Annotated in this window: 21 protein-coding genes; 13 read left to right on the top strand and 8 right to left on the bottom strand. The window is 46.5% G+C overall.

The window, feature by feature from the left end; all coding sequences use genetic code 11:
- Positions 1-169 precede the first annotated feature (169 nt).
- The 5 genes from ABIE50_RS24870 to ABIE50_RS24850 all read left to right on the top strand — a co-directional run bounded on the left by ABIE50_RS24870 (position 170) and on the right by ABIE50_RS24850 (position 5,850).
- Entirely contained in the window at positions 170-919 is a 750-nt protein-coding gene (locus tag ABIE50_RS24870) for a helix-turn-helix transcriptional regulator (protein ID WP_209858524.1), read from the top strand.
- 78 nt (positions 920-997) lie between these two features.
- Positions 998-2,215 (top strand): hypothetical protein, encoded by a 1,218-nt coding sequence (locus tag ABIE50_RS24865; protein WP_209858526.1) that lies wholly within the window; start codon positions 998-1,000, stop codon positions 2,213-2,215.
- A gap of 5 nt (positions 2,216-2,220) precedes the next feature.
- A complete protein-coding gene (locus tag ABIE50_RS24860) occupies positions 2,221-3,654 on the top strand; it encodes a PKD domain-containing protein (protein ID WP_209858528.1) in 1,434 nt (477 codons plus the stop codon).
- Positions 3,655-3,724: 70 nt separating this feature from the next.
- Positions 3,725-5,311, top strand: coding sequence for a hypothetical protein (locus ABIE50_RS24855; protein ID WP_209858530.1), 1,587 nt, complete (start codon positions 3,725-3,727; stop codon positions 5,309-5,311).
- A 29-nt stretch (positions 5,312-5,340) separates the two neighbouring features.
- Positions 5,341-5,850 (top strand): hypothetical protein, encoded by a 510-nt coding sequence (locus tag ABIE50_RS24850; RefSeq protein WP_209858532.1) that lies wholly within the window; start codon positions 5,341-5,343, stop codon positions 5,848-5,850.
- Positions 5,851-6,097: 247 nt separating this feature from the next.
- Here the strand turns inward: ABIE50_RS24850 and ABIE50_RS24845 are convergent, their stop codons facing one another.
- Positions 6,098-6,547, bottom strand: coding sequence for an SRPBCC family protein (locus tag ABIE50_RS24845; protein WP_209858534.1), 450 nt, complete (start codon positions 6,545-6,547; stop codon positions 6,098-6,100).
- Between the two features lie 244 nt (positions 6,548-6,791).
- Between ABIE50_RS24845 and ABIE50_RS24840 the strand changes: the two genes are divergently transcribed.
- Positions 6,792-7,331: a prolyl-tRNA synthetase associated domain-containing protein gene (locus ABIE50_RS24840; RefSeq protein WP_209858541.1), complete on the top strand. Its 540-nt coding sequence runs from the start codon at positions 6,792-6,794 to the stop codon at positions 7,329-7,331.
- Positions 7,332-7,335: 4 nt separating this feature from the next.
- Here ABIE50_RS24840 and ABIE50_RS24835 read toward each other — a convergent pair whose 3' ends face one another.
- The gene (locus tag ABIE50_RS24835) at positions 7,336-7,902 is read right to left on the bottom strand and encodes a DUF4256 domain-containing protein (RefSeq protein ID WP_209858543.1); all 567 of its coding nucleotides are present in this window, start codon (positions 7,900-7,902) and stop codon (positions 7,336-7,338) included.
- Between the two features lie 258 nt (positions 7,903-8,160).
- Here ABIE50_RS24835 and ABIE50_RS24830 point away from each other — a divergent pair, with 258 nt between their 5' ends.
- A complete protein-coding gene (locus tag ABIE50_RS24830) occupies positions 8,161-9,033 on the top strand; it encodes an alpha/beta fold hydrolase (RefSeq protein ID WP_209858545.1) in 873 nt (290 codons plus the stop codon).
- Between the two features lie 35 nt (positions 9,034-9,068).
- Positions 9,069-9,662 carry a dihydrofolate reductase family protein gene (locus ABIE50_RS24825; protein ID WP_209858547.1) on the top strand — a complete coding sequence of 198 codons (594 nt, stop codon included), beginning with the start codon at positions 9,069-9,071 and terminating at the stop codon, positions 9,660-9,662.
- A gap of 85 nt (positions 9,663-9,747) precedes the next feature.
- On the opposite strand, the gene ABIE50_RS24820 is transcribed toward ABIE50_RS24825, so the two are convergent.
- The 6 genes from ABIE50_RS24820 to ABIE50_RS24795 form a co-directional block, all read right to left on the bottom strand.
- Positions 9,748-11,259: a helix-hairpin-helix domain-containing protein gene (locus ABIE50_RS24820; RefSeq protein WP_209858549.1), complete on the bottom strand. Its 1,512-nt coding sequence runs from the start codon at positions 11,257-11,259 to the stop codon at positions 9,748-9,750.
- A gap of 4 nt (positions 11,260-11,263) precedes the next feature.
- Positions 11,264-12,688 carry a PP2C family serine/threonine-protein phosphatase gene (locus tag ABIE50_RS24815; protein WP_209858551.1) on the bottom strand — a complete coding sequence of 475 codons (1,425 nt, stop codon included), beginning with the start codon at positions 12,686-12,688 and terminating at the stop codon, positions 11,264-11,266.
- A 12-nt stretch (positions 12,689-12,700) separates the two neighbouring features.
- Complete coding sequence (locus ABIE50_RS24810) at positions 12,701-13,339, bottom strand: vWA domain-containing protein (RefSeq protein WP_209858553.1); 639 nt, start codon at positions 13,337-13,339, stop codon at positions 12,701-12,703.
- Between the two features lie 2 nt (positions 13,340-13,341).
- Entirely contained in the window at positions 13,342-13,980 is a 639-nt protein-coding gene (locus ABIE50_RS24805; RefSeq protein ID WP_209858555.1) for a vWA domain-containing protein, read from the bottom strand.
- Positions 13,981-14,040: 60 nt separating this feature from the next.
- Complete coding sequence (locus ABIE50_RS24800; RefSeq protein ID WP_209858557.1) at positions 14,041-14,595, bottom strand: TerD family protein; 555 nt, start codon at positions 14,593-14,595, stop codon at positions 14,041-14,043.
- A gap of 68 nt (positions 14,596-14,663) precedes the next feature.
- Positions 14,664-15,317, bottom strand: coding sequence for a hypothetical protein (locus ABIE50_RS24795; RefSeq protein ID WP_209858559.1), 654 nt, complete (start codon positions 15,315-15,317; stop codon positions 14,664-14,666).
- Between the two features lie 264 nt (positions 15,318-15,581).
- Here ABIE50_RS24795 and ABIE50_RS24790 point away from each other — a divergent pair, with 264 nt between their 5' ends.
- The 5 genes from ABIE50_RS24790 (at position 15,582) to ABIE50_RS24770 (ending at position 24,843) form a co-directional block, all read left to right on the top strand.
- Positions 15,582-18,710, top strand: coding sequence for a SusC/RagA family TonB-linked outer membrane protein (locus ABIE50_RS24790; RefSeq protein ID WP_209858569.1), 3,129 nt, complete (start codon positions 15,582-15,584; stop codon positions 18,708-18,710).
- Positions 18,711-18,740: 30 nt separating this feature from the next.
- Positions 18,741-20,483 (top strand): RagB/SusD family nutrient uptake outer membrane protein, encoded by a 1,743-nt coding sequence (locus tag ABIE50_RS24785; protein ID WP_209858571.1) that lies wholly within the window; start codon positions 18,741-18,743, stop codon positions 20,481-20,483.
- A gap of 63 nt (positions 20,484-20,546) precedes the next feature.
- Positions 20,547-22,760: a hypothetical protein gene (locus ABIE50_RS24780; protein ID WP_209858573.1), complete on the top strand. Its 2,214-nt coding sequence runs from the start codon at positions 20,547-20,549 to the stop codon at positions 22,758-22,760.
- 18 nt (positions 22,761-22,778) lie between these two features.
- Positions 22,779-23,669, top strand: coding sequence for an aldo/keto reductase (locus ABIE50_RS24775; RefSeq protein WP_209858575.1), 891 nt, complete (start codon positions 22,779-22,781; stop codon positions 23,667-23,669).
- Position 23,670: 1 nt separating this feature from the next.
- Positions 23,671-24,843 carry an enolase C-terminal domain-like protein gene (locus tag ABIE50_RS24770; protein ID WP_209858577.1) on the top strand — a complete coding sequence of 391 codons (1,173 nt, stop codon included), beginning with the start codon at positions 23,671-23,673 and terminating at the stop codon, positions 24,841-24,843.
- Positions 24,844-24,855 lie beyond the last annotated feature (12 nt).

The following is a 24,855-nucleotide window of genomic DNA, read 5'->3' as shown; positions in this document are numbered from 1 at the left end:
TTAAATGACATTGATGCAAAATGCAGAATCAGTAAAATTCCTTATATTTGTTTATCCCTGGTCCCATTGCCTGTGAAATACCAGTAAGACAGACAGCGCCCCATACGCCCGGAATAAATAATTATCCCTGTTCAGCAAACTGTTATTTCAAGCGAAATCTATAAAAGGTATGTCTGCGATTCTCCAAAACAACGAGCTCCTTTGGGTGAGTTATAATGAAAAAGAAGACCTGATGCATAACCGGTTTGTGCAATGTCAAAGTACGGAAGATTTTATGCGTGGGATCTCCCTCTTTAAGGAAGTTTTTGAGCGCATATTCCCATCCGGTATACTTTGGGATTCGTCGGACTTCCATTTCGTTATCCCCCCGGATTTGCAGCGGTGGGTATATGGCTTCCTCGACAAGCCCGCCAGCGATACCGGTATGGAGTTCAACGTAGGCCATGTGGTATCGCCTGATGTATTTGCACTGGTATCTGTGATGGAGATCTATTCCAAAAACGATCCTTTGAGTTACCGCCCCAGGTACTTTTCACATATCAACCAGGCCATGCAGTGTATGACCCTGCCACAACATCATCCTGACGATGTAAACATGCAGGTGGATAAGAACTGTGAAGATAACCGGGCCCGGATCATTCTGGATGTATCTATAGATCTGTTGCCGGATTACCTGCATGAGTTCAGGCGGATGTTTGAAAACAGGGCATTCCTGGTAGAGAAAATGCACTTGTATGCAGCTCTCAGCAAGCGGGAAAAAGAAATTTTATCACTGATCACAAAGCATTACAGTAACCAGGAAATTGCCGACAAATATACTATCACGCTGAATACTGCTAAAACCCACCGAAAGAATATCATCTACAAATTACGATGTGAGAATAACGCTGAACTGATGTACTACCAGGTGTTTGGCTAATTACCCACTAGTGGGTATTTTTTAAATGGCTGCAGGTCTTGAACTTTGGGGTACCCCATCGGGATAAACCATTTACGTATGAAATACCATCAAACCAAAATTGTTGGCGTTGTGTTATTCCTTGCCTATGTTACGGTAACCTGTAAAAAGTCATCTACCGAACCACCCAAAGATCAGGGCAAACTGGAAGTGATCAGCAACACTTCCCTGGCTAATAAGAGCAATGAATTACAAGGAATTTACACCAGTGCAGATAACAATTACCGCATATACTACTATGGTAACTTTAACAGCAAGGGCGCACCTGAAAAGATCGGGCAAATGGTGCTCAGGAAAACGGCAGGCGACACAACGGTAAGCGTTGTGCTGGACCAGTTGCAGCGGCCAAAGTATTGCTTTGTAAGTGTTGCCGGCATTAAAATGAACGGGCTGGTGAGCTTCCACTACGATGAAACCAATAAGACCGCCATCAGGGTATTTGATTATAATTTTTCCAATAACGACTCGAAGTTATTGTACAGCTTTGTGGTAGATAATCCTTCCGGTAAGCTCGAGTCTAAAGTAAGTTATTCTTCGTTAAATGGAGGCTTGCTCATATTATTGCTTCAGGCCGGTGCTACAAGTCCTGATCCGTGGATGTCGCAGGTGATCACTACACAGGGAGCCGTCAAACTAATTGACATGGTAGTGCTGGGCGTATCCGCACTTGGTTGTACTATCAGTTTGCCAGCCTGTATTGCGGGAGGTATAGCAGCAGCTATGGTGGGCACCGATGCGGCCAATGCCAGTGAAATGGATATTGACCACGCTCCGGTGGATGCGCCGCCCAGCCCGAAAGAACAAACGGGAAACAACCAGACAGAAACCACCAATTACATGCTGGGAACCAGTAAGCTTTTCCAGTTCAGCTACGGCGGAGGAATTTACTGTGTGCTGAATGGTGAATATTTCGATGCTTTTGTGGATATCAAACTGAAGAGATCAACCAGTTCCATCATCAGCTCAAAGATCTTCATCTATCAGAAAGAAACGAAGATCAATCCTTCCTGTTCCCCAACGCCGGTAATTCCTGTTAACCAGCACGTATATACGTATGCAAGTGGAGGTATCACAGGCAATAGCGTGAATATTAAATACACCTGGACCAGCGGCCGCCCTTTCTGTTATGTAACCCTCACGGGCACACTAAAAGACAACGTTATTACCGGCGCCATTACAATGGACCGGAACGACGGCGCTCTCGGTACCCTGGATTATACCATTTCCATTCCCATTACCATCAAACAGCTATATTAAGAAGTATGAAAAAGATATTGCTGACCGCATGCCTCATTACCGGCGTTGCCGCCTGTAAAAAAGGCGATGACTCAACGCCTCCCGTAGTAAGTGATCCGAAAATATCGGCAGCGTTTTCCTATACCATTGCCGATACTGCTGTTTATCCTTTTAAAGTGAATTTTGAGAATCTTTCCCAGAATGCCAGATCCTATTCCTGGTCTTTCGGGAATGGTGAAACCAGCACGGAACGGCAGCCTGCTGTCATTTATACCACCAGCGGCAATTATACGGTGCGCCTCATAGCGGCGGATGGCAGCCGGAAAGACTCTGTAGAGAAAACTGTTACCATCAACATCAAAAGCCCGCTCGCGGATTTCACTTTTGCCACGCCTGATATCCTGAAACCCAACCAGCTTGCATTTACCAGTACGGCGGTGAGGGGAAAAGATTACCTGTGGAACTTCGGGGATGGCAGCACTTCAGCGTTGCCGGATCCTACGCATACTTACGCCGCCTCCGGCAGGTTTACCGTAAAGCTAACGGTGAAAAATCCTACCGGGGAAGCGACAGTGTCCAAAGAACTAAACATCAGCAATACAGTTTCCTATACTTCATTTGATGGCAAACAGTATAGTCTGTTCCCCTGGCCCGGTAACCGGGTCGTTATTTTATCCCGCAACCTTAATCTTGATCCAGCGGTAATGACTAAATGGGTGAGCACTATGGACAGCGTTTATGGTTTTTACAGGACCTGTACAGGACGGGATCCCGGGCCTGCCAAAATACTGAATGGCCGTAGTGTGATTGCGGATGTTCCTGCTACCTGCGGTTCTGGCTGTGGTTACCTGGGGGCAACGGGCATCGAGATCCTGAATACCAACTTCGATATTATTTATAATGGCATCCGTAACAACAACCAGTTCGACCAGGTGCCTTTTTATGAGTTCGGCAGGAATTTCTGGTTCTACGGAGATCAGCTGGCCTATAAAACAAATGATCCTGTTACTACCGGTTATGCAGTGCTGATGCGCTTCATGAGCCTTGACGCTACCGGGGTACAGGGAGGGCCTTTTGTTGGCAGTACCGTGATACCTTTTGCCGAGTTCAAAGGAGCTGTTACAAAATTAGTGGATCAGTATACCGCCAATGCTTCGCTGAACTGGGGCAATACGCTGGGCGTAAACGCTGGTGTACCCGGTGGATTTGGCGGAGCTACGGATTTGTTTGCCTCTTTCTGTATGCGGTTAACAAGGGATTATGGAGGGGAAAATTTTATCCGCAATGTGTGGAAACAAGCTGGCAGCCGCCCTGCGGCGCTTACAACACAGGATGCAGTTGATAACTTCATCCTGGCGGCATGCGCGGCTGCCAATAAGAACCTTACTACCCTGTTTGTAACTACCTGGCGCTGGCCCATGAGTGATGCTGCGAAAACAGCGGCAGGAAAGTATCCATGAGCCACCCGCAAATAATATTTGTTTATTAAGGAGCAATTGGTTACTTTATGTAGACATATATTCCCTCCATATGTCATCAGGTTTCCTCAAAACAACTGCTCCCGGCGCTTCCCGCGCCGCTGCTAACCAAACGGTTCCTCGTAATGGTATTGCCTATCCGGCTGTTGCTACGCCGCCTTTATTACAAGGCAAGGGGATTATGCAGCTTAAAATTGACACGATGCTGGATCCCGGAAGTGATAAAAAAGCGATTGAAGACTACCTGAATATACCGGTAAATACGCGTAAGCAGACTTTTGCGGAAGCGGTGGAAGAAGTGATGGAATTATTCCCGGAATTGAGCAATGAACTGGCGATCCCCCAAACATGGGTTTTGCTGCAGGAATCCTTATCCGGGGAAAATGTTGGCGCCATGACTGAACATATCCTCCGGTTATCGAAAAGTGTGAATGCTGTTTTTATGAGCCATACGCCCTATCCCAACGTGACGGACGACCACAGACCAGACAAACCGTTTACCATTCCGCAAAGTGAGCGAAGCCAGACGCTTTCCTTGGAACTGTATGAAGCCATTGACAAGAAAGCGAAGCAACTGTATGCCGAGGTAAGAGGTGGAAATAATGGTGCAAAAACGGAATTGGGAAATTTGTTACGTTATGATAAAGAGCAGGACTCCTATAAGGGATATATGCTGGGCGTACTGATCATGGATGGACATGTATTTGCCACCTGTTCAGGCGGTGCATCCGCGGGATTTAAAACCATTGCACAGTCGCTGGGTATGCAGTATGTGAGGTCCGTGATGGACGTGGATGAGGCCAGGGAAATTGTTGCCAAAGAAATAGGCAAACAAAGTTTTGGAACAGGAGAGGAAAAGAACATTGTGAAAGAACGGGTCGGGGAGAAGGAGGTGAAAACCGGGGCTACCGGTACCTGTGCAGCTCCAAAGCTGATCTGGTCTGTCATTGAGGGCGGCGGCCTGAAACTTCATCCTACTACCATGCGGCACGCTTCCATGACGGAAAGATGGGTGTCGCCGCTTAATGAAAACAGTACGGTGCCTATTATCGACGCGCACGGCAAAGTCAGAGAATACGGCAGTGGTGAAATTGTACCTTCCTGTAAGGCTTGCCAGCACTTAATGCAGGGGCTGGAAAAACGCCTGCACGAACGGTTGGCAGAGAGCCATAAATTTAAGTTATACCGGGAAGAAGAAATGTCTCCGGAAAATATAGAAAAGAAAAGAGTGGCGAAAGAACAAAAAGAGGCGATGGACAAGGAATATAACAGCGCCACCCTCAATGAGTTTTCCACTGAAGTACAGGAGTTAAATCTGGCCATAACCAACTTATTAGAAACTATTATAAAAGGGGATGATTCCATCCTGAAAGAGGAACTGAGCTTCCTGAAAAGCGGTACCGACAGGTTGGAGGAGCTGCGTTTTGACCTGCAGGCTTTTGCAAAGATCCCATTGGGCAACAACCGGGAAGCTGTAGTGGCGGCATCTGAGAAACTGAAAGACGGGAAAGGTGTTATTGCAGCCATGGTAGATGGAATCTCTGCATACTGGAAAAAAGCTGCTGAAACCAAGCCCGCCGAGGAGAAACAGACAAAAGCATCTTCCCAAAAGGGTAACAAGAAGAGCAGGAAAAAATAGCATTGGATTTAAGTGAACAGATCATTTAAATGAATAAGAAGAAATTTTTAGGAAATATTGCCGCGTATATATTATTTGCAGCCGTTGGCATCTTTTTTATAGTTATCTGGAATCCCTTTCAGCTGGCCATTTACAGCCTTCTTATCGGCGCTGTTATTTTTTTTATATTAAACACCAGGGAGCTGGGAAAGCAGCCATCAGGCAGGTATCATTTAAGAAAGTATCTTTTCTATACCGGGGAGATCTATTTCTTAACAGTATCGTTATATTCCCTTTCACCTTACCTGCGTTTGAAAGAATTTCAATGGACGCACCCCGGCTATCATGCTGTGCAGGGGGAAGTTACCGTTTCCGGGTATGGAGTGTATAAACAACGGAGTAATTTATACGGTTTTGTTAACGTTGATTATAGCTACCAGGTAAATGGCCAGGGTTATCAACAGCATCAGAAAGAGGTGCTTAAATTTTATTCCTTCCCCATATTTTCAAATGCCAGAACTGATTATTTAAGAGACCAGGCAGCCCGGAGGTTTAAGTAGCTACAACAGCAGGGGAGTTACGTGATCATGGTAAATGATCGCCAGCCAGGCAGCAGCCGTTTCTTTAGCAGCACGGAAGTGTTTTATTGGAGTGGAAGCGCCCTGAAGAATTTCCTGGCAGGAATACTGTTTATGATAGCTGTTTTGGCCCTGGTGCTTCTGTGGGTATTTATATCCGGTCCAGTATTAAAAAAATAAGGCCTTCAGATCAACGGATTTGAAGGCCTTATTGTATGGAGCTGATACCTCATGCATCAGGTATTTCAGGTTCTACCAGCTTCGCCAGTTTTTCCAGGGACTCCTGCCAGCCCAGGTAACACATTTCAACAGGTATCATAGCCGGGATCCCTTCCTGGGTGATCTTTATTTCTGTGCCCGCAATAGTTTTCCGGAGCCATACAGAAGTAACCATTTCTCCCGGAAGATTGGGATCGTCAAATTTATCAGTGTATTTCAAAAACTCATTAGGCTTGATCTCCAGGTACACGCCACCAAATGAATGACTGTGGCCGGTAGTGAAATTCTGGAAGGATGCCCTGAAAGCGCCACCAACTTTTACCTCCTGCTCATGAACCGTGCAAAGAAATCCATAGGGAGGCAACCATGAAGCGATTGCAGTAGACTCAGTAAATGCGCGATAAACCTTTTCGGGCGATGTTTTAAGAACCCGGTGCAATGAAACAGTGTTGTTTGACATAAGATGTAATTTTATTCCTACTCATCTGGCTTTTCGGTTTCGCCCGTTTTTAAAGTGGTAGCTGCTCCACTTATTTTTATGCCGCTTGTTTATTTCTTACCGACATAACAAAGGTGAAAAGAAAATCAGATTTGCACAGTGGGGATATACGACAATTTGGAGGGTGGTTTGCGACCAGGTTCATTTTTTGGCCCCTATCGGCTATCTTTGGCCAATTGAAAAGGAATAGTAAATAAGTATTGATATGTTTTTTGTTAGTGAGGCCAAACAAACCGAACCATCCGTGTTCAACACTCCATTACAACAAATGGTATATGAAATGTTCAGGGAGAAAGGGGTGAAATTTGACCGGGTAGACACAGACCCAGCTATCACCATGGAAGATTGTACCAGGATAGACGAGCGACTGAACATGAAAACAGTGAAAACACTCTTTCTCTGTAACCGGCAGCAAACAAACTTCTACCTGGTGATCACTACCGCCCAAAAGCCTTTCAAAACAAAAGACCTGAGCGCAGCACTGGGAATTTCCCGCCTGTCTTTTGCCCCTGTTGAACTGCTTAAGTCTGTGCTGGGTACGGATATTGGCGCAGCAACGGTGTTCGGCCTTATGTTGGACAGTAGAATGGCCGTGCAGCTGGTAATCGATAACGATATTCTCCCGGAGGAATGGTACGGTTGCAGTGATGGCACAACTACCAGTTACCTCAAGCTTAGCACAGCATGGGTGATAAACGAGTTTATCCCCTCTACCGGCCATACGCCAAAATTTGTACAGTTATAAAAGACTATACCCTTAAACATCCGCGGAATCCCCTGGCGGCATAATAGGACTCAGCCCCGTTATGATACACAAAAACATGATCATAACGGCGGTCACAGAAAAGCGCCCCACCAAGTTTCCTGATGGCCGGAGGAGTTACTATCCAGCTTGATGTTTTCAGATCAAAGCTGCCAAGTTGTTGCAAGTCGCGGTATTGCGCCTCCGTTAAAAGCTCAATACCCATATCGGCAGCCATTTCAACGGCACTGTTTTCCGGCTTGTGCTCTTTCCTTGACTCCAGGGCTTCATGATCATAGCAGATACTTCTGCGGCCTTTGGGGCTTTCCGGTGAGCAGTCAAAGAAAATGTATTCGTCTTTGGTTTTATCATACCCCACCACATCCGGCTCGCCACCGGTCAGTTCCATTTCATCTAGCGACCATAACTTTGCCGGATTAGCTTCCAGCTTTGCCTGTACCATGGCCCAATCGAGCCCCTTATGACGTTGCTTGTTTTTCTCAAAGCGGACTTTTAACACGCTGAGCAGTGACTGGGATTGTTCGGAAGAGAGTTTGCGTTTAGTGTTTTTCATATGGTTGATAGTTAACGCCTGGAATTATAGGTTGCTGCAAAAATAGGTAATAAAGTTATGGCATGAAAATTAGCGGGTACTTACCGGCTAATCCATTCATCTCATACTTCCGCCAGGCAATAACATCAACAAACCTGTTTTGTCGCATTCATCCCCCAAGTTGTCGTTTTTGCACCGGGTCTGATTCTGAAATGAGCTTCATCTTTGTGTTGTCAAAAAAATTCAAGCTAAAATTCAAACTAAAATTCAAATAACGGTATGAAAAATTCATTCAAAACATCTGGTCTTCTTAAATCAATATTACTGATCGCGATCATTATGCTGGAAGCATCTCTTTCGAACGGACAGATCAAACCCTCCAGCAGTGGCTACGCCCCTGTTAATGGCACCAGGGTTTATTATGAAGTGTATGGCGAGGGCAGACCTATCGTTTTATTGCATGGTGCGTTTATGACAATTAATACGAACTGGGGCCAATTGATCCCCGAGCTGTCAAAAAACAGGAAGGTAATTGCCATTGAGCTGCAGGGACACGGACATACACCTTTTTCAGACAGAAAATTATCGCATGCTACTTTGGCAAGTGATGTGGAAGGCGTAATGGATTACCTGAAAATTGACAGTGCTGATATAGCAGGATATAGTTTTGGTGGCGCCGTAGCTTATAAGTTTGCTATACAAAGCCCTAAACGGGTAAGAAACCTGGTAATCATCTCTGCTACCTATAAAAGCGCTGGCTGGCTACCCGTTATAAACAATGCGTTTAAGGGAATGAAACCTGAATTTTTTACGAACACGCCTATGCAAGCCGCATACGATGCAGTGGCCCCTGATAAAACAAAATGGACAAAGTTCTTAGAGCAGATGATCGCTTCCGCTAAGGAGCCGTTTGATTTTGGCGACGCCAATATTTCGAAAATCACTGCGCCTGTATTAATCATAGCCGGCGACAACGACGGGCTGGATAAAATTGAACTGGTAAAAACATACCAATTACTCGGAGGCGCTGTTGCTGCCGATATGGGGGCAATGCCAAAATCGCAACTGGCCATTGTTCCTTCACAGGGGCATGTTAGCCTGATGATGCAGACGGGAACAATCCTGAACTACCTGAACAATTTTTTAAAGTAACTCCTTTTAATTTTAATCACAAAAAACTGAATAAAATGAGAAAAATAACTGTTATATCGATGATTACACTGGATGGTGTTATACAGGCGCCAGGCGGCCCCGGGGAAGACACATCAGGCGGCTTTGAATATGGCGGCTGGACCGTATCTTATGACGATGAGGTTTTTAACAGGATTATGGGAGAAGAGCTAAAACCGGCAGATTACATTTTGGGCAGAAGAACGTTTGATATTTTTGAATCCTACTGGCCTCAGCATGCTGCCTTTTGGCCAGGCATCAATGATGGCAACAAATATGTTTTGTCGCAGACCAGGGAAAAATCAGATTGGAAAAATACCGTTTTCCTTAAAAGCGTCGCAGATATTGAGAAACTTAAACATACAGAGGGCGCCGATATCCAGGTTTGGGGCAGCAGTAAACTCATACAGCTGTTACTTAAACATGACCTGGTGGATGAGATCCGGCTTAAAATCTACCCGTTGACGCTCGGTGAAGGAAAAAGACTGTTCGAAAATGGCGCAATCCCGGCAGCATTTACCTTAACAGGATGCGAGGCAACGCCAAAAGGCGTTATTGTAGCCAGTTACAAGCGGGCCGGCGAGGTGATAACAGGCGATGTTGGCGCTTAGGGAAATATATCATTAAGATCAAAAGGGTGGTTCCAAAGAGCCACCCTTTGTTTTTTTTAAGCTCAAACTTTAATGAGCTAAGATCTTATTGATTGGCAATAGTGGCATACAACAGCCGGCCTCCTTCTTCATTGGAGAGGAGAATTCTTTTACCATTGCCAAGCTCCACCATGGCATTACGGGGTATATCCTTTTGTTCAGTCAGGTCTTTCATGCCATCGAGGCCCTGATTCACCAATACCCATTTATCCTGGTAAAAGGAGAAATAACCAACCGGCTTTTTGTCTTCGGGCGCCAGGCTTTCATTCCGGATAATTTTCCTGGAAACATGCCATTTGAAGAGATACTGGTTATGATAAACCATAAGACGATGCCCTTCCGGCTTCCAGACATCGTTCTTAAATTTGTAATAGAGATCAATCACAGGCAATGTTCCCTTGTGCGGGGTGCCGCAAAACGGGCAGACAGGTTTGGTGGTATTGTCGAAGATATACGACTTCTCATCACATGCAGGGTTGCTGCAGGGCTGTACCAGGTCCACCGTTTTTAATAAGGCGGTTTCCCATTCATTGGCGATAGGCCGCAGCATGGGGTTGTGCAACCCATCAATAAACGCCCTCCTGAACAGGTCGGACAGGTAAGGCCCGGTAATGGTATAGGGAATTTTATCCGGGTTGCCCCAAAAGGCATCCCATTTGCGCAGCTGGTCTGTTCTTACCCTGTTGGTAGGATCGGTAGGATGTTCTACAAACAGTGCTTTTTCTCCCATCGCCATCAGCTCATCTTTTTCTGCATCCAGGTCCCATATTTTACCGCCGCGCAGGGGATGTCTTCTCAGTAAATACATATAAATAAGTACAGCCAATGCATGCAGGTCTGTCCGCTGGTTAGGCAGAATGCGCCCGGGATCACTGATGTTGAGGTGCTTTGTTTTAAGTACTTCCGGGGCAATAAAATCAGCAGTGCCAATCACTTCAGGCGGGAAGAGGCCGGGCACTACCAAACCATCGAGGTCAATAATGTTGGCTGATTTTGTAACAGGATCTACCAGCACATTGTTGTACGACAGGTCGGAGTGCGCCAGCCCCATCTGGTGCATTTTCTTAACGCCCCGGCAGATGCTGATAGCAATCTGGAAGTAACTGAGCCAATCCCCTAACTCGGATTTGTCGAGCGACAACGGGTATTGGTTGTTCCTGAACGAAGGCGCTGTAAACCATTTTCCCACCTTTTCCCCACCTTTAATACTGTTGTTGGCGCCATAACCCTTGGAGAAGAAAAACCTGGTATCATAAATTGGTACTATCACACCTGTTTTTCCATCTCGCTCCACAGCATCATAGGGCCACCGGTAGATGTCCTGCAGGAAATAATCTGCCGCATTGCCTTTTTTGATATTGTCGAGATAAAGTGTGACGATCCTTTTAATCCTGTCTTTTTGATTGAAGTCCAGCGGGGCCCTGAAAAAAGCAACCACATATTTTTTATCCGGCGCGAAGTAAACATCTTTAACGCCGCCCTGCTTCGGATTCCCATCATCTATATATTCATAGGATTTTCCCGGATCTATGATAGAAGTAACCTTTACTGTACGCATAGCTTTAATAAATTATGGCCAATGTTCTGTCGTCATGATTGCCTTTGCTCCAGAAGTTCAGCCACAACAGCAATTGATCCTGGATATTCTCATTATGAAGGAAATCTACTTTGAGCGCATCTTCATTTTGCCCGTTAAGGTCATCCAGGAAATTTGCCCACGCTTCTTTATCTTCCAGTTTATTCTCGGTAACAAATTTGGGATCATAAATGCCGTCTGTCATCAGGATCAGTTTTGAGAAGCGCTCAAATTTATTGATGCCGAAGCGGCTTGCCATATTGGTATGGCTGAAGATCTCGGGCATGGTCACAAACCGTGTTCCCCCACCAAAATCGCCGATGTCGAGCATGTTGAGCAGCCTGATATCATCGGGGTTTTCAGTGATAATATTGATAGGACAATCTCCTACACCAAATGTAAGCACCACATAGCCGAAGTCGAATTTCTTTAACAGCGCAAAGATCAATGTGGTGTTAAGATCCTTCAGCTGTATCTCTTCCTTCCCGGCAAAATCTGCGAGTGCTGTATGCAGGCTTCTTACGTTTTTATAAAGGATATTGATGATAGATGATTTGATTTTTATCCGGGGATCTTCGCCGGGCGAACCTGTTTCCTGGTTATTACCGGGGGTAGCAACGGCTTCAGGGCAGAAGAAGTGAGTGCACTGCTCATCCAGTTCTTTCAACAGTAATTCATCACTAAAGCTTTCGGCAATATATTCCGTGGCTATCTTTGAGCCCTGCCGGGAAAATTTTGCGGAGCCTGCCCCATCTGCAACGGCAATGATTTCCCATTCGAGAGGTAATTTACGGACACAGAAATGATCATCCCGGAAAGTGCCTTCATGTGCATGGGATCTGCCACGCTGGGAGGCCACTACAATCTGCTTGTCCAGGAAAGGACCGGCATACCTGTCGCTGTCGTCTTTGGCAAAGAGATCATTTTTGTTGCTGGGTTTATTCAGCCACAGATCTTTTGGATCTGCGTTCACAATGAAAGGGATTACCTTGATATCTTCTACCTGGTTGTTTTCCTGGCTGCTGGTGAATAAGACTTGCAGATCTATACTGAGCGCCGCTGTTGGTATACCGCAGATCATTACTGATGCGGGGTCAAATGTTAAACCTACCTTATCCAGGTTTTTTATTTCCCTGATGCTGATATTGGGGAACAGGGAAAGATCGAAGCGGTATTCGTAGTATTTCCGGGAAACGGCGTTCGGTGGGATTATGGTGCTGTCTTTAAATTCTTCCGTCTCTTTATACATATGGAAAATGGTTAGCGCCAGTTTCTTGGCTGCGGTAATGGATTTTGCCAGCTCATTGATCTTTGCATTATGCGTTAGCCTGGCTACCGTGTTATCGGAAAATTTATTTTGTGCGATGTTGGATTCGCTCATCAACTGTTTTAAAAATGTTTCCACTATCATGCTGATGTTGGTTTACACTACAATAATTAATTCGCCGGGCGGGGGAGGCAGTGCCATATGTTCCCCTGTGCCCTGCGACTTGCTGTTCATTTCGATAGAAGAGCTCACCCATTTGAAGAAAGTGGTTAATGTATTTACATCAGTGGTGTCCAGTTTTGCTACTTCATCCGTAAGTTCTTTCAGGAAACTGATCTCTGCTTTCGGGCCTGCGGCACAGCCAACAATAACGCCGAAGTCGAGGGCTTTTACTTTGGGAATAGCGGCGCGGTATTGCTGTAAGTCGGAAGGCTTGCCATCGGTAAATACAAACAATAGTGGCTTCCAGTCGCCTTTCCTGTCGGAAGAACCTTTAACCAGGTCTGTGGCCACGATGCTGCAAAGCATTTCCAGGGCTGCGCCGGTATGGGTTGGACCGCTTTCCGGGCATTTTATTTCTACCGGTTGAAAACTGGCTAAGTCTGTGAGCGGAACAATGTTTTTCACTTCTTTATCAAAAGTGATCACACTGATATGCAGGGAATCCATTGCCTGCGGATCGGCCCTCAGCATACTGATAAGGCCATTAAAGCCATTGTTCAGCGCCTGTATAGGTTCGCCCTGCATTGATCCGGAAGTATCCAGGAGGAAATAGGCTAAGAGTCTTCTGTTCATGGCTAAGCTATTACTACTAATTCTGAAGGGGGAGGAGGGAGCTGCTCCAGGCCGGTAACTTCTTTCCCTGATTCCTCTACTTTGGTAGAGGAGGTGGACACGGAGGCGGTTACCCATTGAAAGAATTTAGAAATGCTTTCTGCATCTGCATTGGCAAGACGCACTACCGAATCGGTTATTTTTTTGAGCACGGTATCATCCGCGCTGTGCCCTGCTGCACAACCTACCACCAGTCCTTTGTTTACCGCCTTGAGCTTATTAAAGCCGGCCTGCCAGTTGTCGGTAGGAACGCCATCGGTCATAATAAATACCATCGGCTTCCAGTCGCCCTTCTGTTCCGGTGTTGTTTTGGCCACTTCTGTCTGCAGCTTATCTGCCAGCAGGTAAAGCGCCGCCCCCATGGATGTTAAGCCGGAGGCTTTGATATTCACCATCTGGAAGGAAGCCAGGTCTGTAAGCGGGACCACCTGCCTGGCGTCGGAATCGAATGTGATGATACTTACATAGGCGGTTTCAATGGCCTGTGGGTTCTGGCGCAGTGAATGGATCATCATCTGCACGCCGTTCTTAACGGCTTCAATGGGCTCGCCGGTCATGGAGCCGGAGGTATCCAACAATAGATATACGGGTAGTCTTCTCATTTTTCTGAAGTGTTTTTTATTAGGGGGGTTGTTTTCTTTGTGGGGTTCAGATGAAGGCCGTTAATTGAATTTGTTCAAATAATCCTGTAGTCCGCCTTTCATGCCTGCGCCAACCGCTTCAAATTTCCATTCCCCGTTTTTTTTGTAGATCCTGCCGAATTCAACGGCTGTTTCAACGGAGAAGTCTTCTTCCAGCTCATATTTAAGCAGCTCCTGGCTGGTGTTGGTATCGAAGATGCGGATGAATGAATTGCGTACCTGTCCGAAGTTCTGGCTGCGGGCAGTGGCATCATGGATGGTGATAACGATGCATATTTCACTGGCGCCTGCATCGATCCGGGAGAGGTCTACATGAATTTGCTCATCGTCTCCATCCCCGTTCCCGGTGAGGTTATCGCCGGTGTGCAGCACTGAGCCATCCGGGGATTTCAGGTTGTTATAGAATATGAAATGCTGGTCGGACAGCAGCTTTTTATTTTCGCCCAGAATAAATGCGGATGCGTCCAGGTCATATGCGCTGCCGGTGGCGGAGGTATTGGTATCCCAACCCAGGCCGATGGTAAATGCGGGCGACTGGATATTTTCTCTTTGTCCTTTGATCAGGTTAATTGACATGACTTTTCTGATTTGGGTTTTAAGGGTAATTGTTAGAATGGCGGAGAGCGGAGAGGTGGCGATATTGGTTATTTGGAACCGGAAGTCCATTGCAGGCCCCAGTTATATGCGATGTCGCACTCGCCATGCGAAGTGTGGAAGGTCACCAGTTTTCTTACGCCTATGGAGTCAGCAGTAAACAGTATTTCCGCTATGGCGCAGAATTTATTAAGACTGGCCTGGCTTCCCATCTGGACTTCTATTTCAGGGCTTCCGGGTACTTTCACCGTAACAACGGCATTGGTTTCCTGCCATCGTGCGGCGCCATCATAAATGAAGCAGTAAATGACCATGCGTTTCAGATCATGCAGGCCCTGGGGGTTAACGATAATGTTTTCGCCTGATCCGGCGGCAGCGCCCCTGTCGTCGCCCGTATGCCATATCCATGGTTTACCGGTATACTGTCCCTGCCTGGTAAGCCTGTTTCTGGGGCCACCCAGGCCCTGGGAAAATTGTAAGCCGTCGATCACATTTCTTTCCCCGTTATTCAGCTCATAGAAACAACCAAGATCCAGGTCGATGTCGTTATTGAACATACTCCCGAACAGGCCCTTCTTTGTGCCTTTGGACCAGTTCAGGTTGATGTTGATCTCCTGTGTAATGCTGCCTGCTTTTTTGGAAAGATCGATTATATGGGTATCGCCTTTCTTTTCCAGTGTGATTTTTTGCAAGTTGATAGTCATGGTATTGTGGTTGAATGTAGATCAAAAGTAATCATGACAGGGAAACGGGTTTTACGGGAAACCGTATCAGGAGAAGATTTGGGGGAAATAACCGGGGAGCTGGCTGCTGAATGCCGCCGCCGCCCTGCAAAAATAGCATTTGTAATGGTCAATTTAAGTGTTGTACACCGGGCAGGTTAATAAGATCTTTATGTAGACCAGAGATGTCATCAACCGAACAATGAATTACTATTCCACAAATTTGCCACCTGTACAATTTTTTTTATGAGCCAAACTAAGTCGTTGCTATGGGCGATTGCGCTATTGTTCACACTGCTGCAATCCAGGCCTGTTTATTCCCAGAATAAGATCAGCGTTAAAGGCATTGTTGCCGATTCTACCGGTGCACCGCTGCCTGGCGCTACTGTAAGCCAGGAGGGGAATCTGAAGAACGGGACAGTTTCCGGCCCGGAAGGCCGCTTTGAGTTAAACGCTCCTCCGGGTAGCCGTCTGAAAATTACCATGACTGGTTTTCGTACGGCCTTTGCCGTTGCCGGCACTTCACAGATTAGCATTACCCTGCACCCCGTTGCCACAGAGCTTACAGACGTGGTAGTGGTGGGATATGGAACACAGAAACGGGCTAAAATGACTTCCGCTGTTTCGTCTATGAACGCGAAGGATATACAGCTCATCCCCGCTACAAATTTATCGAACGTATTGGCCGGCCGTTTATCCGGCACCTTTGTCAGTTCACCTACAGGCACGCCTGGTATTGGTTCTAACGTTAAAGTAAGATCCCGTTCCTCATTCAGTAACAGTGCGGTAGAACCGTTGTATGTAATTGATGGCGTAGTGCGGGATAAAACCAGTTTTGATGCACTTGATCCCAATGAAGTGGCAGATATCACCATCCTGAAAGATGCCTCTTCTGCAGCTATTTATGGTTCCCGTTCTTCTAACGGCGCTATCCTGGTAACTACAAAAACCGGTAAAAGCGGTACGGCCATTGTAAATTTTAACGCTACCTATAATACACAACGCGTGGGTAAGCTGCCCGAATACATGCCGGTTAAAGATGGTTTGAATTTATCCAAAGCAGTTAACGGCGGGTTAAGCGAGGAAGAAATTAACTGGGTGCTTAAAAATAATCCTAACGGCGATAATTATTACAAAGCCGCTTATACCAATCCTTCCAGCCAGCGTTATGCCCTGAGCGTTTCGGGGGGCAATGAAAAACTGCGGGGATATATCGGAGGCTCCTATATTAAAGAGGATGGCTTTCTTCCGCAGGTATCATACAAGAAATATAACCTGCGCGGAAATGTGCAGGCTAACCTCGTGAAAAATCTTACCCTTGGCTTAAACCTGGGAACAAGTTATGGCACCAGGAGCCGTTTCAACTTTACCTATGATTACGGTTCCGATGATCTGAATAATCTTTGGGGCAAGCTCCTGTACTGGGACGTATTTGCAACCCCGTATATAGATGGTAAACCCAATAATCCCGGTTGGTTGGGCAACCCGATAGAGATGATGAGGAACGGGGGCTACTGGCGTAATAACAACCAGCAGATAGACGCCCTGGTAACGGCCGAGTACAAGATACCCGCTATAGAAGGACTGAGCATAAAAGGCACCTACAGTAAGAACTTTGATAATAGTTATATAAAAACCTTTGCCAAAAAGCAGCAGCTGTACAATTTCAAGAAAACGGGGCCTAATGGTCTGATTTATACGGATACCCTGGTAGGCACTGTTTTAAGCGGTGATCCCGGCACCCAATACCTGGGAAATGAATACAATAAATCCAATACCTATCAGCTGAATGCACAGATCAATTACGACCGCACGTTTGGAAAACATACGGTAGGCGCACTGGCTGTTTACGAGCAATACGAAGGATACACCAATTACTTCAGCATGTACCGGTATAATTTCCCGCTGGTGGCCACCGACCAGTTCCTGTATACCAGCGCTAATAACGCAGACTGGTCTACAAGCGGTAATGAAGGCCAGATAGGAAGACTGTCTTATATCGGAAGGATTAACTATGACTATGATGCCAAGTATCTTTTCAGCGCCTCTGTAAGGCGGGACGGTTCTACCAACTTTGCACCGGCTAAGAGATGGGGATGGTTCCCGTCTGTATCAGGAGGCTGGGTGATCTCCAGGGAAGGATTTTTTGAAAGATCGTCGCTTGGCAGGGCTGTTGATTTCTTAAAACTGAGAGCATCCTATGCTACAACCGGTAATGATATTCTGGATAAGGATGATCCCAACAGCAGGTGGAGATGGATGGAGCAGTATATTATCCAGGGTGGCACCTATTATCTTGGCGCTTCCGGTATCCCTGCATCAAGACTTGCATATGGAGGTTTACCCAACAGCAATTTAACCTGGGAAAAATCAAATTCCGCCGGCTTCGGTATAGATGCAACAGTTCTGAAAAATGTCCGTTTTAGCTTCGATTACTGGAAACGCCAGTCGTACGATATATTAGGCAGCCGTATACTCGCTATCCCTTATGAGTTTGGCGCATCCTTACCACCGGAAAACTATGGGAAGGTGAGCTCCAATGGTATTGAAATAGAGCTGGGATACAGCAATAACATCGGCAGAAACTTCAGCTATAATGTAAAGGGCGTATTTACCTATGCTACCAATAAGGCCATAAGGAGAGATGTTGCTGCCAATACACAGGATTATGCTAACCCGATCGGTAAAACGCTGGCGTATGGATATGGTTACCAGGCCCTGGGTGTAATACGCACACAAGAAGACCTGAATAAGCTGCCTGCCGGTTATACCATCAATGGAGTGGCGCCTGCCCTGGGAGACATGCTGCTGGCAGATCTTAGTGGCCCCGATGGCAAGCCCGATAATAAGGTAGACAGCTACGACCAGATGGTGCTGGGAAAATATTTCGGAGCAGAGAATGCACCTATGGCCTACGGGTTAAACATCTCCTTATCATATAAAGGATTTACAGTAGAAGCATTATTTTCCGGGCTTACAGGATATAAGATAAGCTATAACGACGCCTGGGGCAGGAACTTTGGCGGCGGCGGAAAAGTGCCCCAGTATCATGCTGATTCCTGGAGCACCGAAAACCCCAACGGGTCTACTCCAAAAATGTACCCATGGGGCGATCCCCACTCTGCCGGCTATACCTGGACTTCCACCTTCAACGTATACAACGGCGGCTTTTTAAGGATGAAATACCTGAACATCAATTATAAACTGCCTGATATTGTCCTGAATAAATTAGCGATCAGGGACACAAGGATTTTCCTGGCAGGATCGAACCTGTTTAATATCTCCAGGTTTAAGTTGTATGATCCTGAAGTGTCTCAGTTCATGAGTTATCCAACCATGAAAACATTTACCGTGGGAATTGATATAAAGTTGTAGAAAAGCGTGTTTAAATTAAAAAACAAGAAAATGAAGAATAAGTTAAATATAGCAACACTCATCTTTTTCATTCCTTTTTTGCTGATGAGTTGCAGCAAGGTGCTTGACAAAACAAACCTTTCAGCTGTAGGCCCCGACCAGGTATGGTCTGATGTAAATATCGCAACTGCCTATTTAAACCAGATCTATTCCTCCCTGATGCCCGGTAATACCTATGGCAGCGGGAACAATACAGACGAGGGAGTACCCTATCAGAAACAAACCAATGAATGGTTCAGGGGCACTGCTACCTTTGATTCACAAAACAACTTTACAACGTATAACAGTATACGGACCATTAATATTTTATTGGGTAATATCGACAAAGCCACCTTCAGCCAGGCGGATAAGGACAAGATCAAGGGACAGGCATTGTTCTGGAGAGCCTGGGCATATCATAGTCTTGTGAGCGCTTACGGCGGGGTGCCGCTTATACTGGAAGCCCAGCTGCCTACTTCAGATTTAACAACACTGCAGAAGCCCCGTAATAAAACATCAGAATGTGTAACGCAGATTTTGAAAGATATAGATGATGCTACTGCTTTATTACCGGATGCATTTACAGACGATGATATGGGCAGGGTAGATAAAGGCGTGGCACTGGCTTTTAAAGGAAGGGTATTATTATTTTATGCCAGCCCGTTGTTCAATGGCCTGGGTGGCATTGCCTCCTGGCAGAAAGCCTACGACGCCAATAAAGCGGCTAAAGAATTCCTCGATGCGCGTGGCAAAGGTCTGTATAGTCCTTACAGTAAAATATGGGATGATGAGCTGAACAAAGAAGTAGTGATGGTGCGCCGTTACAATTATCCGCAGGCGGTTTATTTCCAGGGAGGTTTAATACCACTCGACTGGTCAAAAGATGATGTGGGATATGACCGGCCATCACTGGAACTGGTAAATACCTTTCCTATGAAAGACGGCACCAGCTGGGAATCCCAGCCAAGAAGCTATGATACGTTGTTCTTTAACAGGGACGACCGGTTTTATGCCAATATTTATTATAACGGATCTCCCAACCAGTATTTAAAGGGAATGCGTGATGGTAAAACTTACTTGTGGACTTACTTTACTTCCATCACAAATTATAATGGCAACACCGGGCTTGAAGGTGTGCATAATGCTATTACACCCGATGTATTATGGTCAAACTCCAGTTTTTACCGTATAAAGGCAATTGATAAAACCATTGATAAAGGAGGCGTTTACAATGCAGGCGTTGATTGGGTGGAAATCCGTTATGCTGAAGTATTGATGAACTACGGGGAGTGCGCCAATGAAACAGGCAATACTGCCGTGGCACTGGATGTATTAAAACAGATCAGGGCCCGTGCCGGTGTGCAGCCCGGTGTTGCCGGCAACTATGGTATTACCGCACTGCTGCAGCCGGATATACGCAAGGCCTACCAGAAAGAACGTTTTGTGGAGTTCTGTTTTGAAGGTAAACGAATGAATGACCTGCGCCGCTGGAAAATGTTTGGTTACCTGAGAGGGCTTACCCAGCGTCATGGAATTGCTGTTTTGCTGAAAGCAGGTCAGCCGGATGTAAGCCCCATGTCGGATATAAATACCATATGGAACAGGTTTACATCTACTGTTATTCCTACAGATGCAGTTGACATAGCCATTAAAGATCAGTACTACATATATGGCATTCCTAAAACCGTTTTGGACAGGAATCCATTATTAAAACAGAATAATAACTGGGGTGGTGAATTCGATCCCCTGCAATAGATTTTATTCAGGCAATAACGTAAATAAAAAGCATAGTTTTCAGGATCAATCAATAACAGCATAATGAAGAAGATCAGCGGGAATGGTAGCAGGCGCCTGGGCGCAGGAATTATCATCTGTACTTTACTGGCTTTTAGCAAGCAGTTGGGCGCACAGCATATTACGTTTGCCACCAGGTATGCGTCTGTTACTGTTAATAAAAGCGGGTTCATTACCAGCATCAGGGATAAACAAACGAACAGGGAATACAATCCCAAAGGACTGAGCTCACCATTACTGGTGCTGGAAAAGGATGGAAAAAATGTTTACCCGGCCGCTGCCAGGCTCCAGGGACAACAATTAAAACTGAGCTTCCCCAACGGTGCGGTGGCCACGTTAAAAGTGAACCAGGAACAGGAGTACCTGCGGTTTGAATTGCAGTCACTCGTACCACGTAATGGTATTGATAACATTGTATGGGGGCCTTATAAAACCAATATCTCTAAAACCATCGGCGAAATATTGTCGGTGGTAAGAGATGATAACTTTGCCATCGGCATCCTGGCGCTTAACGACAATACCACCAGCGGCCCGCCCTGTAATGGCGACATGTACCAGTCGTGCTACATCATTCATTCCCCGGACCCGGTGAAATACCCGTTGCCTGCCAATCTCAAAGAAGGGCAGCGCTTCCGTATCGGCGGCGATGGTATCAATGATGTGGCATTTTATTCTCATCCGGAGGAATATTACCGGTATATGAACGGCAACGGCGCCAGCCTGGAGCCGGACTACGGGTCTTCCATTGTATTGCATTCGCGCGACAGGAAAAAGCCGTATACCATTTTTTACCCGCATTTTAATGACTTTCCCGGTATTAAATCGCCCCGGCATATGGAGCTAACGCCGGTTGACGTAGACTATATAGGCTCTGCTATTGCCTTTTATGCATGCCCGGATTCACTGGGGCTGCAGACTATAGAACAGGTGGTGAAAAAGGAAGGGTTACCTTATATCACCCGCAATGGAAAGTGGGTGAAGGATCCGTCTAATTATCAAACTGATATTGCCTGGTGGGGGCCGCACGATAGCCTGGTATCGTATGCCAGCCAGCTGGGGCTGAAAGCCGTTCAGGACGAGGGTTTGGGAGAGTATTATACCAATCCGGCCAATCGCTGGGGCGACAAGAAAGTAACGCTTAACCAGCAAAAACGCCCTATCAGTGATTTAACCGCTTTAACCAATAAGGAAGGCATCGCCTATGGCCTGCATACGTTAACTGAATTTGTTCAGCCTTTCAGCAGCGATGTGCATCCCGTGCCAAACGAAGGCCTGTGCACCGTATTGAAAACCCGTATCATAAAAGCGATCGGTTCAAATGATACATTGATCCAGGTAGCAGATACCAGCTACCTGAATGAGTTTGGCGGTTGGGATGATAATAAGTTAAATGTGCTGAGAATTGGAAAGGAGCTTATCAGGTATAAAGGCGTAACCACCACAAAACCCTATACACTTACCGGTGTGGAGCGGGGCGCGCTCAAAACAAATGCGGCCGCGCATAATGCCGGTGAGCAACTGGCCAAGCTCCAGGCAAACTGCTATGGAGGTTTTATTCCCGGTATCGCCCTTCAGGATGAGTATGCAGCCTATTATGCCAGCCTGCTGCATGATGGAGGTATGAATTATATCGATTTTGACGGGTTTGAAAGTTTTACTTACCAGGGACATGGGCAGTATTCTTTTAAACGTTTTTTAAGGAAGATGTTTGGTGATCTTGAGAAAATGGGAGTGCCCTATCTCAGGGTGATGGGATCCTGTGTTTTTGAAGGCAACTGGCATTACATGAGCGTATGTAATGTGGGCGGCGGCAATCATATGTTTGACCCGGTAAATAATAAATGGGGTATTGAGGGGAAAGATATCCGTTATTCATTTAACGGAAGTTATTTCCCGGCTACCTTTGGGATACAAAACCTGCAACCCGGCTGGGATGTACAGGTGATAGAGAACCTTCAGTGTAAGTCTGTTGCCTGGGATGCTACCTATATGCTGGGGCTGAGCCAGGAGGCGGTAGAGAAAAGGAGCGATAAGCAGGCGATATTCAAAGCCTTCCGTACCTGGGAGGATGCAAGAAGCGCGGGTGTATTCGGAAGGGCATTGAAAAAAGAAATGCAGGAAGAAAAGAACAGGTATCACCTGGAGCAGCTGGACAATAATACCTGGCAGCTTTACCCGGTGGCTGCAGATGGTACTTTGGGTGTTTCCAGGATATTGAAACGGGATAAAACAAGTTAACCGCATTTACATTTGTTTATGATCAACGAACGCTTGGTACTTGGTACTGCAGGATTAGGCGGTGTTTGGGGGAAGGTTGATCCACATCAATCTGTATCGGCAATTTTATTTGCCCTGGAATCTGGTATCGCTGCTATCGATACAGCGCCGGCCTATGGAGATGCTGAGAACTACCTTGGGCAGGCATTACAGCAATGGCGGGGGAGAATGCCTGCTATCAGCTCTAAAGTGGGCCGGTTAAAATCTTATGCTGCCGATGAAGCCTTGTACGATTATACAGATGAGGCCATGACGGAAAGCCTGGAGAAAAGTTTGTATTTGCTCGGTATCTCTTCTCTCGATACCCTGTTCCTGCACGATCCACAGGCCATACCGGGAACAGGCCGGGAGCGGATCATAGCCAGGTTGATAAAGTTCAGGGAGCAGGGGCTGGCAAAACGTTTAGGCGTTGGCGGTAACTGGCCGGCCTGGCTGAAGCCCTTCCTGGATGAGGGGATCTTTGATGTGGTAATGGAATTTAACCGTCTCAATGCCTCCAATACAACAGCCCTGGGAGATTCGTTGCCTTACTGTTTATCCCGTGGTATACAGTATTATGCTGCCAGTCCTTTAAATATGGGGTTGTTGGGAAAATGCATAGGATCGTTTAAACAGATGCGCCCCGAGTGGCTGCCTGCGGAGTCATTGGAAATGGCCATACGCCTGGAACAGGTGGCCGTGAAACATCAGCTTGCCTTGCCGGCCATGGCCCACCGGTTCCTGTTGTCTTTACCCTACAACTTTAACATTGTATTGGGGCCATCCGATAAACAGGAGCTGGCGGCCAGTATAGAACATTTTAACGAGGGTAAGTTGCCGGAAAGTATCCTGGCAGAGATGCTGAATTGCAGTAATGGTAAAAGAACTTAAGATGTGTAATATCGACAACGAGATCTTTAATATCCGGAGTATACAAATCAGGGAGTTAGCCCCGGTGCAGGTGGTCACCCCATTCCAGGACGCCACTATGGGACCGTTCCCGGCTTTTGGATTGTCGATGATCACCATTGAAGATGAGGATCACAATATTGGCGAAGCGCCGGTGTACAGCAGTTATACCAATATACTGGAAGCTTGCCTGGTGCCTCATTTGCTGTATTCCCGCAATCTTTCTTATAAACAGCTGTATTCAAAGCTGTATTGGTCTATCCGGAACGAAGGCTTCAAAGGCCCTGCCTCTGCGCTGTTGGGCCAGGTGGATATGGCATTGCACGACCTGGCTACCCGCCGGACAGGTATCCCGTTATATAAATACCTGGGCGCAGGCCGGGATAATGTAAAAGTATATGGCAGCGGTGGTGGTACCAATTATAGTTATGCGGAGCTGGAAAAAGAAGTAGCGTATTTTATCGCAGCAGGGGTAGATTGTTATAAGATGAAGGTAGGTAAGGACTTTGGGATGAGCATGACGGAAGATGTGAAGCGGGTAAAGTTTGTACGTAGTTTGTTGGGGAAGAATACCCGGTTGGCAGTAGATGCCAACCAGATATGGAGTTGTGAGCAGGCGCTCCGGTTTATTGATCAAACGGCAGGTGAAAACCTGGCCTGGCTGGAGGAGCCTGTTCATTCAGCATCTTACGACCAGATAGAAGCGCTGTGCAAACAAACACCGTTGAAGATCGCTTTTGGTGAATCGGAACGTACCGCCAGGGTGTTTCCAACACTGGTAAACATAGGCGTGGCGCATCTGCAGCCGGTGCCGGGGCATCTGGCAGGCGTAAGGGAATGGACCGCCGTGAAAGACCTGGCCGCCAGGCATCACCTGGATTTTTCATCGGGAGGCTATTCACTGTTCACGGCTTCCCTGATGACCACCGCCTCTGAGCAATGCCAGGTGGAGTACCTGTACTCTATTATGCGTGGGCTGGAAACATATTTTAGTGTAAAACCGGCATGGAAAGAGGGCAGGTTTTTCCTGCCGGAACTACCAGGTTTACCTGTCAGGATAAATTGGCAACACAGCGAAGATACCCGCCAGCTGCTCAGGACGCGGGTATGGAATAAAAAGAACATCAGGGAATACAAGCCTGTTGTATCTTTATAATCCTTAAGCATT

Source organism: Chitinophaga sp. OAE865 (assembly GCF_040546735.1).
Classification (GTDB): domain Bacteria; phylum Bacteroidota; class Bacteroidia; order Chitinophagales; family Chitinophagaceae; genus Chitinophaga; species Chitinophaga polysaccharea_A.
This window is presented reverse-complemented; position numbering and strand designations above follow the sequence as displayed.